The organism is Jezberella sp. (assembly GCF_964834465.1).
Genome location: NZ_CBAZRM010000002.1, coordinates 118,196 through 133,522, shown reverse-complemented (window position 1 = coordinate 133,522; position 15,327 = coordinate 118,196). Strand labels below are relative to the sequence as shown.

The following is a 15,327-nucleotide window of genomic DNA, read 5'->3' as shown; positions in this document are numbered from 1 at the left end:
GCTGTTGTCAAGGGCTAGGGTAAAGCATCGTATGCTGCTTTCTCAAAGTTGGTGAACAGTTGCATCGCCTTGGTATCGGCGAAGGGCAATATCTGCATCAGGATCACCCCAGCGACATTGCGGCTGGGGTCGATCCAGAAAAAAGTGTTGGGCAGTCCCGCCCAAGCAAGACTGCCTTTTGAGCGCCCGGTGGCTGCTGTCTCTTCATTGATCATGAAGCTTAAGCCCCATGTCTTATGTAGACCCGGGAAGAACTCGGCGTCTAGCGACCGATTGACATCATTGGTGTGAAGCATCTTCACTCGCAATGTCCCCATGGCATTTTGCGACATCAACGAGACGGTGCCGGGCTTGAGAATCTGATGCCCATTGCCAGAACCTCGATTTAAGATCATCCGCGTGAATTTGAGATAGTCGTTCGCGGTTGAGTACAGGCCACCGCCCCCAGGTTCAAACTCAGGATTCTGATTGGTTTCAAATTGGGTCGCGGTGAGTTTGCCCGCGGCATCTCGCTGATGAACTTTCGCCATGCGTTGACGCATCTCTGGGCTCAGTTTGAAACCTGTGCTGGTCATGCCCAGTGGTTCTGTGATGTGTTGCTTAATAAAGGCACCAAGACTCATGCCAGAGATCGCTTCAATCAGCTGACCTGCCCAGTCAATCCCAATGCCGTACTCCCATTGAGTGCCAGGGTCAAACATGAGCGGGACATCGAGCCCGATTTTTTTGCCAGAACCCGCACGCGGCTTGCCGGTGACTTGATGGTATCTCGCCAGATCGGGGCACCAGATGTCGTTTGCAAACCCACAGGTGTGGGTCAGTAAATGACGCACGGTAATTGGGCTTTTCGGGTCTCGAAGCGTGGGTTGACCAGCGGCATCCCATCCGGTTAACACCTGAACCTTGCCAAGTTGAGGAAGCCATTTTGCCGCCGGCTCATTCAAGCTCAGGCTCAATTTTCCCTGATCAACCAACTGCATCACGGCGGCGCCAACCATGGGCTTGGTCATGGACGCGAGCCAAACGACGGTATCCATGTTGACCGGGGTACCGTGTGCAAGTGCGCGCTCACCGAAAGCCCCCTCATAGATTGTCTTGTCGGCACTGGTCAGCGCGGCGATCACCCCAGGTACGTCGCCCGCATCCACGGCGTGTTTTAGTAGTGCATCGATAATTTGCTTCATTGCCTTGTCGTCCTTTGAGCTTCGTCCTCGTAGGGAGATGCTTTGATCACCTCGGCCGAAAACCTGCTGTCACGTTAGCGTATCGTAGGCTGTTCGTTCAAAATTTGTAAAAAGGTGTACGGCTCTTTTATCCATAAAGGGTAACAACTGCATCAGGATCAGTCCAGCGACACCTTGTTCGGGATCAATCCAGAAAAAAGTGTTGCCTATCCCTGCCCAGGATAAGCTGCCCGCAGAGCGGCCGGTGGGCGCTCGCCCCTCATTTCTCATGAAACCTAATCCCCAACTCTTCGGGGTGCCAACAAAAAACTCGACGTCGGTTGACCAGGCCTGACTTTGCGTTCGCAACCGGTTGATGGTCAAGGACCCTGTGGCGCGTTGCGTGATCAAGGCGACGGTCTCTGGTCGCAGTAGCTGGTTTCCGTTACCGCTGCCTTGATTCAATATCATTCGCATAAACTTCGCATAGTCGAGCGCCGTTGAATACAAGCCCGCGCCGCCAGACTCAAACTCAGCGTGTGCACCTGCTTCGATGGCGGTCACGTTGAATTGGCTTTTAGCATCCCGTTTGTGGATGGGAGCCAGGCGTAAACGCATGTCGGGGGTCAGCTTGAAACCGGTGCTGTTCATGCCCAGCGGGTCAGTGACATGCATTTTTAAGTATTGGCCAAGCGTCATCCCGCTGACTGCTTCAATCATCAGGCCTACCCAGTCGAAGTTGATGCCATAAGCCCACTGGGTGCCTGGATCAAACGCAAGTGGTAGTTCAAGGCCTTGTCTTTTACCCGATGCTGAGTGTGGTTTTCCGGTGACTTGATGGTATTTCGCGAGGTTGGCATCCCATAAGTCGTACGTAAAGCCTGCCGTGTGGGTGAGCAACTGGCGCAGGGTGATTGCACTTTTAGGATCTCGCAGCACTGGTTGACCGTGCTCATCGAACCCTCGCAAGACCTGCGCTTTGCCCAGATAAGGAAGCCATTGAGAGGCCGGTTCGTCGAGACGGAGTTCACCACGCTCAACCAGTTGCATCGCCGCCACGGCGACGACCGGCTTGGTCATCGAAGCGATCCAGAGGACGGTGTCCATCGACATGGGTTGGCCCCTACCGAACGCACGCTCACCAAACGCACCTTCGTACAGCACGTCGTCAGCCGTGGTCACCAGCGCAATTGCGCCCGGGATATCCTTACTGGCGATCGCGGCGCTGAGGAGACGATCTTCGGTCTGGCGCAGACGAATGGATGTTTGAGTTGTCATTGTCTTGACGGCACTGTTCGACGCACCCGAACACGCACTCGCGGCAATGGTCGCGACCGTTTTCAGAAGTTGACGTCTGCTGAGAGCCATGCGTTGTCCTTGTTTTAACCGGGGGTAACTGAAAAATGCCTTTGCAGTCCCCGCGCCCTTAATTACATTCAAAACAAACGGTAATATGCAACGAGAATAACAAAACAGTCGTGTCAAGAGGAGTCAGGATGAGCGGTTTACCCAGCGAGCAAAGTGAAGAGCGTCGGATGATCACCGACTTGGTGGTCAAATTTGTTGAGCAAGAGTTGATGCCGCTTGAACCGGCGATTTTGGCAAGAGAAATCAAAGGTGAAGCCTGTAAGTTGCTGCCCGACGAAGAGGCGGCGCTGCTAACAAAATGCAAATCTCTCGGCCTTTGGGCCTTGGATGCGCCAGAAGCGCTCGGGGGCGCCAACCTGGATGCCACGACCTTGGTGGCAATCAATGAAGCGCTCGGACGCACGGTTGTACCGTTCGTGTTCCCACCGGATTCGCCGAATCTTCATATGCTGCTGGCAGTCGCCAACGAGCAACAGCGTGAAAAGTATCTACTGCCCTATGCAGAAGGCAAGATCACTGGGGCCATTGCAATTTCTGAACCCGGTGCGGGAGGGGACCCCTCGGGGATGTTGACTCGCGCGGAGCTTGACGGCGATCACTGGGTCATCAATGGACGCAAAATTTGGGTGAGCCGTGCTTCTTATGCGGACTTTGCTATCGTGATGGCTCGCACAGGCGAAGGCAAGCGCCAAGACGGCGTCACCGCCTTTTTGGTTGATAAAGGGACGCCAGGGTATGAGATTCTGCGCGAAATCCCGATGCTCTCTGGTCATCGCACCTATGAGATTGCGTTTGAGAATTGCCGCGTTCCCGTCGGTAATTTACTCGGGTCTTTGGGTAGCGGCTTCGGGCCCATGCAACTTCGACTGATTGTTCGACGCTTGCAAATGGGGGCGTGGTGTATCGGGATGGCCAGTCGTGCGCTCGAGATGATGTGCTCACATGCGAAGCAGCGGGTCACCTTTGGTGAACCACTCGCCAACCGACAGGCTATCCAGTGGTGGATTGCTGATGCAGCCACGAAAATTCACGCCTGCCGGCTGATGGTGCTAGACGCCGCGCGCAAACAAGATGAGGGTCAAGATGTGCGGTTTGAGGCATCGATGATCAAAGTTTACGCAACCGAAATGGCAAGCGAGGTCATCGATCATGCGATGCAGACGTTTGGTGCGATGGGTGTCACGAAAGAGTTGCCGCTGCACTTAATGGCGCAACGGGTCCGCGTGATGCGGGTTTATGAGGGGCCAACCGAGGTTCATCTCATGTCGATCGCCAAGAAGATTCTCAAGGACACCAAATGAGCGGGGCGACTCAGGCGGCATTGGCAAATACACCACTGGCTGGGGTGACGGTCTTAGATTTGACGCAGATTTATCAGGGGCCATATTGCACCTTCCTGATGGCCAAAGCGGGTGCTGAGGTCGTCAAAATAGAGCCGGTGCACGGCGAACCTACGCGCACGAGAGCAAAAGTTGGAGGTGGGGCGTCTTTTCCGATGGCTATGCTCAACACCAACAAAAAGGGGATTACGCTGAATTTGAAGTCGCCGCGTGGCGTCGCCATCTTTAAAGAGATGGTCAAAAAGGCAGACGTTGTTGTCGAAAATTTCGCACCAGGTGTCATGGATAGACTGGGCGTCGGTTGGTCGGTGTTGCATGAAATTAATCCCAAACTTATCTACGGCAGTGGGACTGGATTTGGGCTATCAGGACCTGATCGCGACAACCTTGCCATGGATGTCACGATTCAAGCCGCTGCTGGGTTAATGAGTGTGACAGGTGTCGCAGACGGCCCACCCATGCGGTCTGGGGCTTCAGTGGTCGATTTTCTGAGTGGGGTTCATCTCTACGCTGGATTGATGACTGCGCTTTTTGAAAGAACCCGCACTGGGGTGGGTCGACTCGTTGAAGTATCGATGCAAGAGACCGCCTATCCGACGCTTGCTTCAAACTTGGGGCTCGCCTACCGTGCAAACGGTGCGGTTCCGCCAAGAGTCGGGAACCGGCACGGGGGCTTGGCGCTTGCCCCATATAACGTCTACGAAGCTGCGGACGGGCACATCGCGTTTGTCTGCGTCACTGAGCCTCACTGGAGAAATATTCTCGCCGCGATGAATCGTCTTGATTTGCAGGGTGATGTACGTCTATCCACCAACCAGGCCCGTGTTGAAAATATTGAGTACACCGACAGCGTGATTCAAGCGTGGACAAAGACACTGACACGACAAACGATTTTTGAACTGAGTAAAAAGTATGGGTTTCCTGCGGCACCTGTTCGGGATTTGATTGAGGTGATGAATGATCCGCACATGCACGCGCGCGGGACGCTTGAGTGGTTTGACGACCCAGAGCTTGGCCGAGTGGTGCTGCCGCACACCTCGTTGATGCTGCATGGCGCAGATCGGATCGACACCATCGCGAGCCCGTCCTTGGGGCAACATAACGCTGAAATCTACGCAAAATGGTTTGGTTATACCGACCAAGAATTGAGTGCGTTGACGACAGAAGGGATTTTATAAAAACAACACGGTGATGCTCGTCGTGATGGCAGACACATCTGCTTGCAATTCGTAACCATAATTTACCGGGCAAATGGCATTGTTAGTAACTCAAATGAATATAATTCTCATTCTCATTTGAGGGCTTTGATGATCCCTCGCTTTATGTCTCAAAGGGGGCTTCATGCCGGTACGGTCTGCTTACAAAACCTCGCTTTGCTTTGTGTCGCTGGGGGTGGTGTCTATTGCCTTGGCCAACACGCAAAGTGGGGTCACACAACTTCAACCGGTGGTGGTGCAAGCGCCATATCACGCCATCGACACGCCGTGGACGACCCACACAGACCGGCAGGCGCTCGATGATTTGCAAATCCAAAGTTGGTCTGATTTTGGACAACGTGCAGACCCCGGTGTGAAGTTCAATCCCCGTACGCAAAGCATCAACATCAGAGGATTGGACGAAAGCCGTGTCAATACGCGAATCGACGAGATACGCCAGCCTTGGCTAAACGATGGTGCACGTGGGGTGCGTGGCGGGTTGAGTGCTTTTGATTTCAATACGCTGTGGGCGTTACATATTGTGCGCGGGGTTGACTCTAACGCAGTCGGCTCAGGGGCATTGGGTGCAGCCATCAAGCTCACGACGCTAAGCCCTCACGATCTGCTGACGGGTGACAAGGGCTTTGCAGCACTTGTCAAGACAGACCTGAGTACCTTGGATCAAAGTACAGGCATTAACACGGCAATTGCTTGGCGTCACCACTCGACATCATGGTTGGTGCAAGCTGGCGTGCGTGAAGGTCTTGAAGTAAGCAACAAGGGCCAGCAAGGTGGCTACGGGGCAGGGCGTAGCCAAATGGATCCAGCGAACTATGGGCAGCAAACGTATTTACTGAAAGTGCAGCAACGCTTGGGGTCTGAGCATCGCTTCGGTCTTACCGGTGAGCATTTTGAGAAGGACGGGGATATCGACAACATGTCAGCGCAGGGTGCCAACACCCCTTATCGGCAACACCACCATCAGACGCACGATCAACATCGCCGAGAGCGTTTGTCATTCGACTACCGCTATCAGGCGGCACACCCCCAGGGTCTCGTCGATGAGCTACACGCAAAAGTCTACTGGCAGCAAACGGCACTAGCCAGTGACCTGAACGCCATCCGAAAACCAGATGCGAGAGGCCGAATATTGCGCGGTGACCCTTACCAATATGCCTACCCTTATGGCAGTTTCGTCCGTCAAAATAGCATCGCTGAAAACCTCTATGGCGCAGATGCTGAAATATCCAAGTATCTGGCTGGCACAGTCGCTCAGACCTTTACCCTTGGCGGTGAATGGTTTAACACCGATGTCACCCAGTATTCTGCCGGCCAAGACAACTGCCCTTCTATTTCAGCACAACTGAAGCAACCCTTTGGGCCACGCGCGTGCACCGTGCTCAACAGCAACCAATCCGACGTACCCCCTGTGCTCGGTACTCAATGGGCAGCTTGGTATCAGCATGCGATAGCGCTCAACGAGATCGGGCTCACGCTATCGCCGTCGATCCGATATGACAGCTACCAACTGCGGCCTCATGGGCAAGGGCAGTCGGCATTCTCGGCGCCAGATGCCTCGACAGACACCACCGCAAGTGGTGCTAGGCTTTCGCCCAAGCTGTTGGCTTCCTGGTCAATCCACGACGAGGCAACCCTCTATGCACAATATGCGACGGGCTTCAATGCTCCCAGCGCGACCCAACTCTACAGCCGTTACGGTAGCTACGGTTCATATCTGAACCTGGGTAACCCAGACTTGCAACCAGAAACCAGTCAAGGCTATGAACTTGGCTTGCAGCTGGGCAGTCAGGCGCGTGGCGCGAGCCTCACTTATTTCGATAACCAATATCAAAATCTCATTGAAAGCAATGTGCCGATCGGCGCAACTCACAGCGCTTGGCAAGCGGGGATGGCGTCGATGTATCCACTGGGCGTCACGACCTCCTCCAACATTGAGCAAGCGAGAATTTACGGTCTCGAGGCCCGCGGCCACTTAGACCTTGGCAGTGGTTGGCGGCTTTGGGGAAGCGCCGCTTGGGCTGACGGCCGCGACCAGCAAACTGACCAGGCCTTGAATTCGGTCGCTCCGCTCACGACCACCCTAGGGTTGGGGTATCGCCATCAGCAGTGGGGTGCTCACGCCATCATGACGGCAGCGGCAGCACGTACGAGCGTGAAGTATCCAACCGCAACGCCGGCTGTACCTATCCCGGATTATCAAACGCCTGGCTATGGCGTGGTAGATCTTGCGGCCTACTGGCGGCCTTCGGTGATTGAGGGGCTGACGGTTCAATTGGGGGTCAATAACTTGTTTGATAAGCAGTATTGGCTCTCGTCTGGCGTGCCGTCGGCCGGGGCCAAGCCCGCCGCACTGGCTCAGCTCACTCAGCGCCCTGTCGACTGGTACAGCGAGCCTGGTCGCAACTACCGCTTAACCCTGACCTATCAATATTGAAAATACGGCGATCTCAAGGACCGCCAATCGGAATGCCAACCGCAAGGGCAGCCGGAAGGCCAACCAGAAGGACAACCGAAAGGCCAACCGAAAGGCCAACCGGTTGAGGGCATCGGAGCTGAACACCACAGGCATATGAATAGTAGAGAAATGAAGGCAAGTGAAATGAAAGCAAGTGAAATGAACACAACCGTCGCAGATTGCTCCTATCGGGCTAGACAACTAGAGGTGCGAGAGAAGCTAAAAGCGTTAACCCCAGAACAACGATCTGCCAGAGCCAGAGATATCGCTAGCTCTCTTGGGCTGACGGAAGTGCAATGGGTGGCAGCCGGGCAAGACCGTCTCTCAAGTAGGCAGTTGCGCCTCGAACCGAGCGCTTTGTTCGGTCGCATGGGCGAGCTCGGACAAGTGATTGCCATCACTCGAAACGACGCTTGCGTTCATGAGTTAAGAGGTGAATACTCAAGCGTCAATCACGAAGGGCATGTCATCCTGATTCAAGGCGATCCCATTGACCTCAGGATCTTCACAGCAGCCATCCAAAGCATCTGGGCAGTCTCAGAGCTAGGGCGGTGCAGCCTGCAGTTTTTCGATCGGGCGGGCCGAGCCCTACACAAAATTTACTGCACTGAACGCACGAATATGCTTGCCTATCAGGCACTAGTTGAAGACTTTCTAGCACCCGCTAACACCTGGCCTCTCTGCGCCGATTCTCCGGGTGAGGTGCTGAACTCAAGCGTCGATCAACCTCAGGTACTCAGACAGGCATGGCTCGCGCTACAGGATACGCATGAGTTTCACGGGTTGATTCGTCGCTTCAAAGTGTCACGCGTGGCGGCGTTTAAAGCAGTCGGCACAGACCTTGCACAACGGATTGAGATTGAGGCCGTTGAAGCGATACTCGCAGACACCGCCACCCGGGCGATGCCGCTGATGTGTTTTGTCGCAAACCGAGGGGCTATTCAGATTTACACGGGCCAGATACATACGCTTTATCGTCAAGGTCCTTGGTACAACATCATCGACCCCAGCTTCAACTTGCATCTCAATACGCAAGCGATTGCATCCGCTTGGGTGGTTAGCAAGCCAACGGTCGATGGATGGGTGACTTCCGTAGAACTTTACGATGCTGACGAAGGTTTGACCGTGCAGTTTTTCGGCGCCCGCAAGCCCGGCGAGCCCGAACTTACCGTGTGGCGAGACATCCTAGGGATGAACTGCCATGTGTCTCTGGCTTGCTGCCAAAGCTAGCGTCAACCGACCAGCACGCAAGCGATAAGATATTGTTATGATCCCCTGACTAAAAACAATAACCACAGGGGTAGACATGTTTCTCAAAGATCCATCTTTGAAGGGTAAGCGCGTGCTGGTGACGGCCGGTGCCAGCGGTATTGGACGCGCCATCGCACAAGGGTTTGTTGAAAACGGTGCAAAAGTGTTCATCTGTGATGTAGATGATGCGGCGTTGGCCAAGACGACCAATGAGCTGCCAGGATTGCTAAGCTGCCACGCCGATGTCTCTCATGAGCAAAGTGTTGCAACGCTGTTTCAAGCGGTGGATACAGCGCTTGGCGGATTAGACATCATGATCAACAACGCGGGCATCGCCGGGCCCACCGGCATGGTGCAAGACCTTCAATTAAGTGACTGGGAACGAACGCTAGCGATTAACCTGACGGGTCAGTTTTTGTGTGCCAGGCTCGCTGTGCCACGCTTGAAAGCGGGTAACGGTGCAAGCATGATCAATCTGTCTTCGGCTGCCGGTCATCTGGGGTTTCCCGGTCGTAGCGCTTACGCAGCGTCGAAGTGGGGGGTTATTGGTTTTACCAAATCCCTCGCACTTGAGCTGGGGCCTCACGGCATCCGTGTTAACGCAATCTTGCCCGGCGCCGTTGATGGCCCTCGTATCCGGGCGGTCATAGCAGCCAAAGCGCAAACCTTGGGTGCACCGGTCGATGACATTGCCAAAATCTACGAGACCCAGGCGGCGATGGGTTCATTAGTCACCGTTATTGACATCGCCAATATGGCCCTATTTGCTGCCACAGACGCCGCCCGCTACATTAACGGGCAAGAATTGGTGGTAGATGGCTACACCCAAAAACTCAGTTGAGAGACAACCATGAAAATCGCAGTCATCGGGACGGGACTCATCGGACAAGCTTGGGCAATCGTTTTTGCCCGCGGCAAGCACGAAGTTCGCATGTGGGATGGGTTTGCAGAAGCGACCACAAAGGCGAGGCCATTGATTGCAGAGCAGCTTGGCGACTTGCAGCGGGCCGGTCTGATCGATGAGTCACCCGCCGTCCTGCTGGCACGAATCAAAGGCGTAAAGACGCTCGAAGAGGCTTTGGAAGGTGCTGAGTATGTGCAAGAAAGTTTGCCTGAGAAGCTCGACATCAAAAAGGAGATCTTTGCACGTATGGATCACATCGCACCGGCGGGTACGGTGCTCGCCAGTTCAACCTCAAGTATTCCGGCATCAGCGTTTACAGAACATCTGTCTGGCCGAGCGAGGTGTGTTATCGCACACCCGGTGAATCCACCGTGCCTGGTGCCGGTTGTTGAAATTTGTGGCGCACCTTGGACGGATGCAGATACCGTGACACGCACCTGGGAGGTCATGCAAAGCACGGGTCAGAAGCCCGTCAAGGTGCATAAAGAGTTAGAAGGGTTCATTCTGAATCGACTGCAAGGCGCTTTGTTGCGAGAAGCATTTCGCTTGGTAGAGCAAGGTTACGTTGACGCCGAAGGTCTTGATGTCACCGTCAAAGATGGGCTCGGCTTACGGTGGGCTTTCATGGGGCCGTTTGAAACCATTGATTTGAACGCGCCAGGCGGCATTGCAGATTACGCAAAACGGTACGGACCAATGTACGAATCGATCGCGAAGGAGCAGACCTCGACCGAACCGTGGTCCGACGAAATTGTAGCCAAGCTAGAGGCAGAACGTCGCGAATATTTAGACGCAGATAAATTGCTGGATCGACGGATGTGGCGCGACCGTCGGTTGATGGGGCTCGCGGCGCACAAAAAGGCGGCAGAGCGCGATATCGGTCAATAATTAAAACCTATATGACGCAACGGTTTTCAAGGTGTTAATGCATTTTTAAAGACTTCATCATAAGTGAGACATAACATGGCATCAGCTCGTAAAGTCATTATTACCTGTGCACCCACAGGCGCAATCCATACCCCATCCATGTCGCCCTACCTGCCCTGTACGGCAGATGAGATTGCCAAAGCGGCGATTGACGCAGCGAATGCCGGTGCGGCGATTTTGCACTTGCATGCACGCGACCCTGTCGATGGCAAACCGACGCAAGACCCCGCCTTTTTTTTACCATTTTTAAAACAGATCAAAGCAGCAACCAACGCGGTCATTAACTTGACAACGGGTGGCAGCCCGCACATGACAGTTGAAGAACGGATGCGCCCAGCGATGACTTTCATGCCAGAGGTGGCGTCGCTCAATATGGGTTCAATGAACTTTGGTTTGTTTCCGATGTTGGGCAGATTTAAAGAGTTCAAACACGAATGGGAGCGTCAACATCTCGAAAACAGCCGTGATTTGGTGTTCAAAAATACTTATAAAGATATCGAAACGATTCTGCGTAAAGGCACTGAAAACGGTACTCGATTCGAGTTTGAGTGCTACGACGTCAGCCATTTGTACAACCTGGCACATTTTGCTGAGCGCGGCTTAGTCACCGGCCCCATCTTCGTGCAAACGGTTTACGGGATCTTAGGTGGTATCGGCCCTCATCCTGAGGATTTGATGCACATGCGTCGCACCGCGGATCGCCTCTTCGGTGACAGTTACCAGTGGTCGATTCTGGGCGCTGGACGCAACCAAATCCCACTGGCGACGATTGGTGCCGCCATGGGGTCGCACGTACGCGTGGGTCTGGAAGACTCGCTGTGGATGGGGCCGGGGCAACTCGCCGTATCCAGCGCGGCGCAAGTGACTCGCATCAGAACGATTCTTGAAGCCCTGAACTTCGAGGTGGCAACCCCAGACGAAGCCCGAGATATCTTAGCCCTGAAAGGCGGTAATAACGTCGCTTTCTAGTCGTTCGGGCGCATGGACAACCAGTGCCCGGAGGGCTCAAATCCTCAAGCGCTTGGCCTTTTAGGTATGATTGCTGTCTTGCAAGCATAAATAACCGTTTGACAATTGGTCAGACGGTTGTAGTTCAGGACAGCCATGAAAGCCTTTTTAAATCTCGCGCGTCTCATCGATGCGGTGAACGATTTTTTCGCACTGATCGCGAAGTGGTCGGTCATTTTGTGCGTTTTTATCAGTGCCATTAACGCCATCGTGCGTTATACGTTGAGCTATAGCTCAAATGCCTGGATTGAAATCCAGTGGTACTTGTTTACGGCCTGTGTGCTGCTGGGCGCGGCGCAAGTGCTGCGAGTCAACGAACACGTGCGCGTCGATGTGATCTATGGTACGTTATCTAGCAAAAAGCGAATCCTGATCGACATCATGGGCATTGTTCTTTTTTTGCTTCCGGCAATGGCGATTTTCGCTTATTTGTCTTGGCCGATGTTCTGGGGGATGTATGTCTCTGGCGAAGTCTCGAGCAACACGGGCGGTTTAATCCGCTGGCCTGTGGTGCTGATGTTGCCAGTGGGATTTACGCTGGTCTGGTTGCAGGGTTGGTCAGAGTTAATTAAGCGAATCGGGTGGTTGCTGGGTCGTTATGAGATGGACCTGACCTACGAGAGGCCACTGCAATGATGAGTATGCAGACGTTTGCCCCGCTGATGTTTGCGGGATTGATCATCATTATGCTGATCGGTTTTCCGGTCGCCTTTTCGTTGTCGGCCTTAGGCCTGATGTCGGCAGGGATCGCAATTTATATGGGCTGGTTTCCTGTCAGCTTCATGTATAACCTGCCACTGAATGTATTCAGTATCCTGACCAATGACTTGCTCTTAGCTATCCCGTTTTTCACGCTGATGGGGGCGGTGCTTGAAAAATGCGGTCTGGCTGAGGATATGCTCGACTCAATGGGCCAGTTGTTCGGGCCTATTCGCGGCGGCTTGGGTTATTCGGTCATTATCGTCGGTTTTATTCTTGGTGCGATCACTGGCACGGTGGCAGGGCAAGTCATTGCCATGGCGATGATTTCTCTGCCCGTCATGATGCGCTACGGCTACAACATGCGCTATGCCACAGGCGTGCTGGCTGCTTCAGGCACGATTACTCAACTTGTCCCGCCGTCTTTGGTGTTGGTGGTGATGGCTGATCAGCTGGGACGTTCGGTGGGGGATATGTATAAAGGGGCTTGGGGCCCGTCGATCCTGCAAGTGGGGATCTTCATGCTCTACACCTTTATCCTGAGTCGCGTGAAGCCCTCTTATTTGCCGGGGATCCCCAAAGCGTCACTTGAACTCAGAGGGTGGCCGCTCTGGAAGAAATGTCTGCGCGGCATCATTCCGTCGGCCTTGCTGATCTTCGCGGTGTTGGGCAGCATGGGCGGATTGCCATGGATGGACACAGCTGTTGCAACGCCGACTGAAGCAGGTGCCATGGGCGCCGTGGGTGCCATTCTGTTGGCAGCGTTTCATGGCCGTTTAAACTGGCCCATCATCAAAAATGGTGTGACAGGTACCATGCGCATCACCGCGATGGTGGTGTTTATTTTGATTGGCTCACGAGTTTTTTCTCTGGTCTTTCAGGGGGTCGATGGCGCACTCTGGATCGAACATATGCTGTCGTCCTTGCCGGGCGGACAAATCGGGTTTTTGATTGCGGTTAACCTCTTTGTATTTTTCTTGGCGTTCTTTCTCGATTTCTTTGAAATCGCCTTCATTATTTTGCCCATGCTGGCGCCTGTCGCCAATAAGCTGGGCATCGATATGATCTGGTTTGGTGTGCTGTTGTGCGTCAACATGCAGACCAGCTTTATGCATCCGCCCTTCGGTTTTGCGCTGTTCTATCTTCGGGGCGCGGCTGATCAGATTTATAAAGATGGTGCCTTGCCCAAAAAAGTCTTATCCAAAGACATTTATCTCGGTTCAATTCCGTTTGTCTTGTTACAACTTTTACTGGTGGTGATTGTCATTTTTTTGCCCCAGACGGTCACTGTCTTTGTTGATAAACCTCAAGTCATTGACGTGAATGCGGTCAAAATTGAAGTGCCGCAAGAGGGCAACGCTGACACTGAAGAGGACACAGGCAGCGAGGATAGCAGCGAACAAACGATGAGAAGCTTCAAGTAGTGCCCCCTCAGCCGCCAGAGGATTGCTACTCAAGCACTACCGTTTTGAAATCACCCGGCATGACAAGCTCGAGAATTTCGACATCATCGGAATGAGCGATTTCACGATGCCGAATCCCAGGGGGTTGATGCACGCAGGTGCCCGCCTCGAGTTTGTGTTGACCATGGCCTTCGTACTCGAAGATTGCCCAGCCCTTGAGAACATAGACTAGCTGCATGTCTACGTCGTGCTTATGCCATTCGCCATGGGCGTTGGTGCCTTTGACGGCCTTGATGACATGCATGACTGCTTTGCCGGTCGTCGCACTGTGAATACCTAAATCTCGGTAGTCGAAATACTCACGTAATCCGTCGTGTTTAAAGCTCGCCTCTTTCGCGTGTTGAATGCTGAATTCCATGTTGTCTCCAGAAAAAATCCCCCGCGTTACCAGAGGAACGATCGGGGGATGAGTGGTCGAATCAAGACTTCTTGAGACTAACCAACATACTTGTGAAACATCGCGAGCGTGCGCTCTCTGGCTAACTTTGAAGCAGCGGCATCATACGACCCACGCTGATCACAGTTGAATCCGTGATCCGCAGCATAGTAAAACGCGGGATTGCCGGGGTAAGCAGCCGCGACCGCTTGAGCTTGTGCCAAGGTAATTGAGTGATCTAGTTCAGCGAAATGAAATTCGACAGGGCACTGAAGTTTCTCTGACATGAAGTTGGGCAACGCGCCGCCGTAGTAAGACGACGCAGCAGCCAACCCCGGGACGCGAGCAGCGGCCAAAAAGGCGACAACACCGCCCCAACAATAGCCGACGATCCCAGCCTTGCCGGCTGATTTGCCAAAGTCGAGAACCGCAGCCACATCACGCATGACATCGTCGAACTTGACCTGTTTCATGATTTCGATACCAGCGGCAATATCTGGCTGGGTATAGCCCACTTCAAAATCACGCTGAGCACGATCGAAGTACGAAGCGGCAACGGCGAGATAGCCGTCTGCGGCATACGCATCAGCGACTGACTTTATATGGCTATTAACACCGAAAATTTCAGGGGCGACCACGATCAGCCCACGCGCCTGAGCAACGGGCTTTGCCACGTAGGCGGCGAATTCGTGACCATCACTTGCCTTGAGTTGAACCACTTGACCCATGTCGATCTCCTGTCGTTGAACTGCTTCACTGGATTTTTATCTTAACAAACGTTTGACGACGACAATACTCATCTGGGTAAGGTTTAAACCGTCACAAGGGCACTGAAAAACCTACTTTCTGTTGGCGCCGTAGGTTTCGGTCAGGTATTCAACGATTGCGGGGACGTCTTCTTCATTAATAGGTGCCTTAAAGACGTTTTTCATTTTAACGACGGTCGCCTGCCAGTAACCCTTGCCGCTGTTTGGCGGTTGGTACTCTGCGTAATGTGCCGAGTGGCACGTCGAGCAATTGGCCAGCGTGGTTTGGTAGCCGGGCAGCGATGACGTGCGCCACAGAATGCCATCTTCTGGCAACTGGATCTCTTTAGCCAAGAGGGTGCTGGGTAATAAGACGATCGCGAGGCAGATCAGTTTGGTTTTCATATGAG

At 53.6% G+C, this 15,327-nt stretch carries 14 protein-coding genes; 9 read left to right on the top strand and 5 right to left on the bottom strand.

Features of this window, described 5'->3' with window-relative positions; genetic code table 11:
• Nucleotides 1-14: 14 nt before the first annotated feature.
• The gene (locus AC1W8Y_RS01945) at nucleotides 15-1,184 is read right to left on the bottom strand and encodes a serine hydrolase domain-containing protein (RefSeq protein WP_482012776.1); all 1,170 of its coding nucleotides are present in this window, start codon (nucleotides 1,182-1,184) and stop codon (nucleotides 15-17) included.
• Nucleotides 1,185-1,253: 69 nt separating this feature from the next.
• On the bottom strand, nucleotides 1,254-2,531 hold the full coding sequence (locus tag AC1W8Y_RS01940; protein WP_482012775.1) for a serine hydrolase domain-containing protein: 1,278 nt from the start codon (nucleotides 2,529-2,531) through the stop codon (nucleotides 1,254-1,256).
• A gap of 128 nt (nucleotides 2,532-2,659) precedes the next feature.
• Here AC1W8Y_RS01940 and AC1W8Y_RS01935 point away from each other — a divergent pair, with 128 nt between their 5' ends.
• The 9 genes from AC1W8Y_RS01935 (at nucleotide 2,660) to AC1W8Y_RS01895 (ending at nucleotide 13,756) form a co-directional block, all read left to right on the top strand.
• Nucleotides 2,660-3,832, top strand: coding sequence for an acyl-CoA dehydrogenase family protein (locus AC1W8Y_RS01935; RefSeq protein ID WP_482012774.1), 1,173 nt, complete (start codon nucleotides 2,660-2,662; stop codon nucleotides 3,830-3,832).
• Nucleotides 3,829-5,049, top strand: coding sequence for a CaiB/BaiF CoA transferase family protein (locus tag AC1W8Y_RS01930; protein ID WP_482012773.1), 1,221 nt, complete (start codon nucleotides 3,829-3,831; stop codon nucleotides 5,047-5,049). The genes AC1W8Y_RS01935 and AC1W8Y_RS01930 overlap by 4 nt, the downstream gene beginning before the upstream one ends.
• A gap of 163 nt (nucleotides 5,050-5,212) precedes the next feature.
• A complete protein-coding gene (locus AC1W8Y_RS01925; protein ID WP_482012772.1) occupies nucleotides 5,213-7,522 on the top strand; it encodes a TonB-dependent hemoglobin/transferrin/lactoferrin family receptor in 2,310 nt (769 codons plus the stop codon).
• A gap of 165 nt (nucleotides 7,523-7,687) precedes the next feature.
• Complete coding sequence (locus AC1W8Y_RS01920) at nucleotides 7,688-8,773, top strand: hemin-degrading factor (RefSeq protein WP_482012771.1); 1,086 nt, start codon at nucleotides 7,688-7,690, stop codon at nucleotides 8,771-8,773.
• A 76-nt stretch (nucleotides 8,774-8,849) separates the two neighbouring features.
• A complete protein-coding gene (locus AC1W8Y_RS01915; RefSeq protein ID WP_482012770.1) occupies nucleotides 8,850-9,635 on the top strand; it encodes an SDR family oxidoreductase in 786 nt (261 codons plus the stop codon).
• Between the two features lie 9 nt (nucleotides 9,636-9,644).
• Entirely contained in the window at nucleotides 9,645-10,586 is a 942-nt protein-coding gene (locus AC1W8Y_RS01910) for a 3-hydroxyacyl-CoA dehydrogenase (protein WP_482012769.1), read from the top strand.
• A gap of 75 nt (nucleotides 10,587-10,661) precedes the next feature.
• Nucleotides 10,662-11,594 (top strand): 3,5-dioxohexanoate:acetyl-CoA acetone transferase, encoded by a 933-nt coding sequence (gene kce / locus AC1W8Y_RS01905; protein ID WP_482012768.1) that lies wholly within the window; start codon nucleotides 10,662-10,664, stop codon nucleotides 11,592-11,594.
• Nucleotides 11,595-11,729: 135 nt separating this feature from the next.
• On the top strand, nucleotides 11,730-12,269 hold the full coding sequence (locus AC1W8Y_RS01900; protein WP_482012767.1) for a TRAP transporter small permease subunit: 540 nt from the start codon (nucleotides 11,730-11,732) through the stop codon (nucleotides 12,267-12,269).
• On the top strand, nucleotides 12,269-13,756 hold the full coding sequence (locus AC1W8Y_RS01895; RefSeq protein WP_482012895.1) for a TRAP transporter large permease: 1,488 nt from the start codon (nucleotides 12,269-12,271) through the stop codon (nucleotides 13,754-13,756). The genes AC1W8Y_RS01900 and AC1W8Y_RS01895 overlap by 1 nt, the downstream gene beginning before the upstream one ends.
• A 25-nt stretch (nucleotides 13,757-13,781) precedes the next feature.
• On the opposite strand, the gene AC1W8Y_RS01890 is transcribed toward AC1W8Y_RS01895, so the two are convergent.
• The 3 genes from AC1W8Y_RS01890 to sorB all read right to left on the bottom strand — a co-directional run bounded on the left by AC1W8Y_RS01890 (nucleotide 13,782) and on the right by sorB (nucleotide 15,322).
• Nucleotides 13,782-14,153: a cupin domain-containing protein gene (locus AC1W8Y_RS01890; RefSeq protein ID WP_482012766.1), complete on the bottom strand. Its 372-nt coding sequence runs from the start codon at nucleotides 14,151-14,153 to the stop codon at nucleotides 13,782-13,784.
• Nucleotides 14,154-14,230: 77 nt separating this feature from the next.
• Nucleotides 14,231-14,899: a dienelactone hydrolase family protein gene (locus AC1W8Y_RS01885; RefSeq protein WP_482012765.1), complete on the bottom strand. Its 669-nt coding sequence runs from the start codon at nucleotides 14,897-14,899 to the stop codon at nucleotides 14,231-14,233.
• 111 nt (nucleotides 14,900-15,010) lie between these two features.
• A complete protein-coding gene (gene sorB / locus AC1W8Y_RS01880) occupies nucleotides 15,011-15,322 on the bottom strand; it encodes a SorB family sulfite dehydrogenase c-type cytochrome subunit (RefSeq protein WP_482012764.1) in 312 nt (103 codons plus the stop codon).
• Between the last annotated feature and the right edge of the window lie 5 nt (nucleotides 15,323-15,327).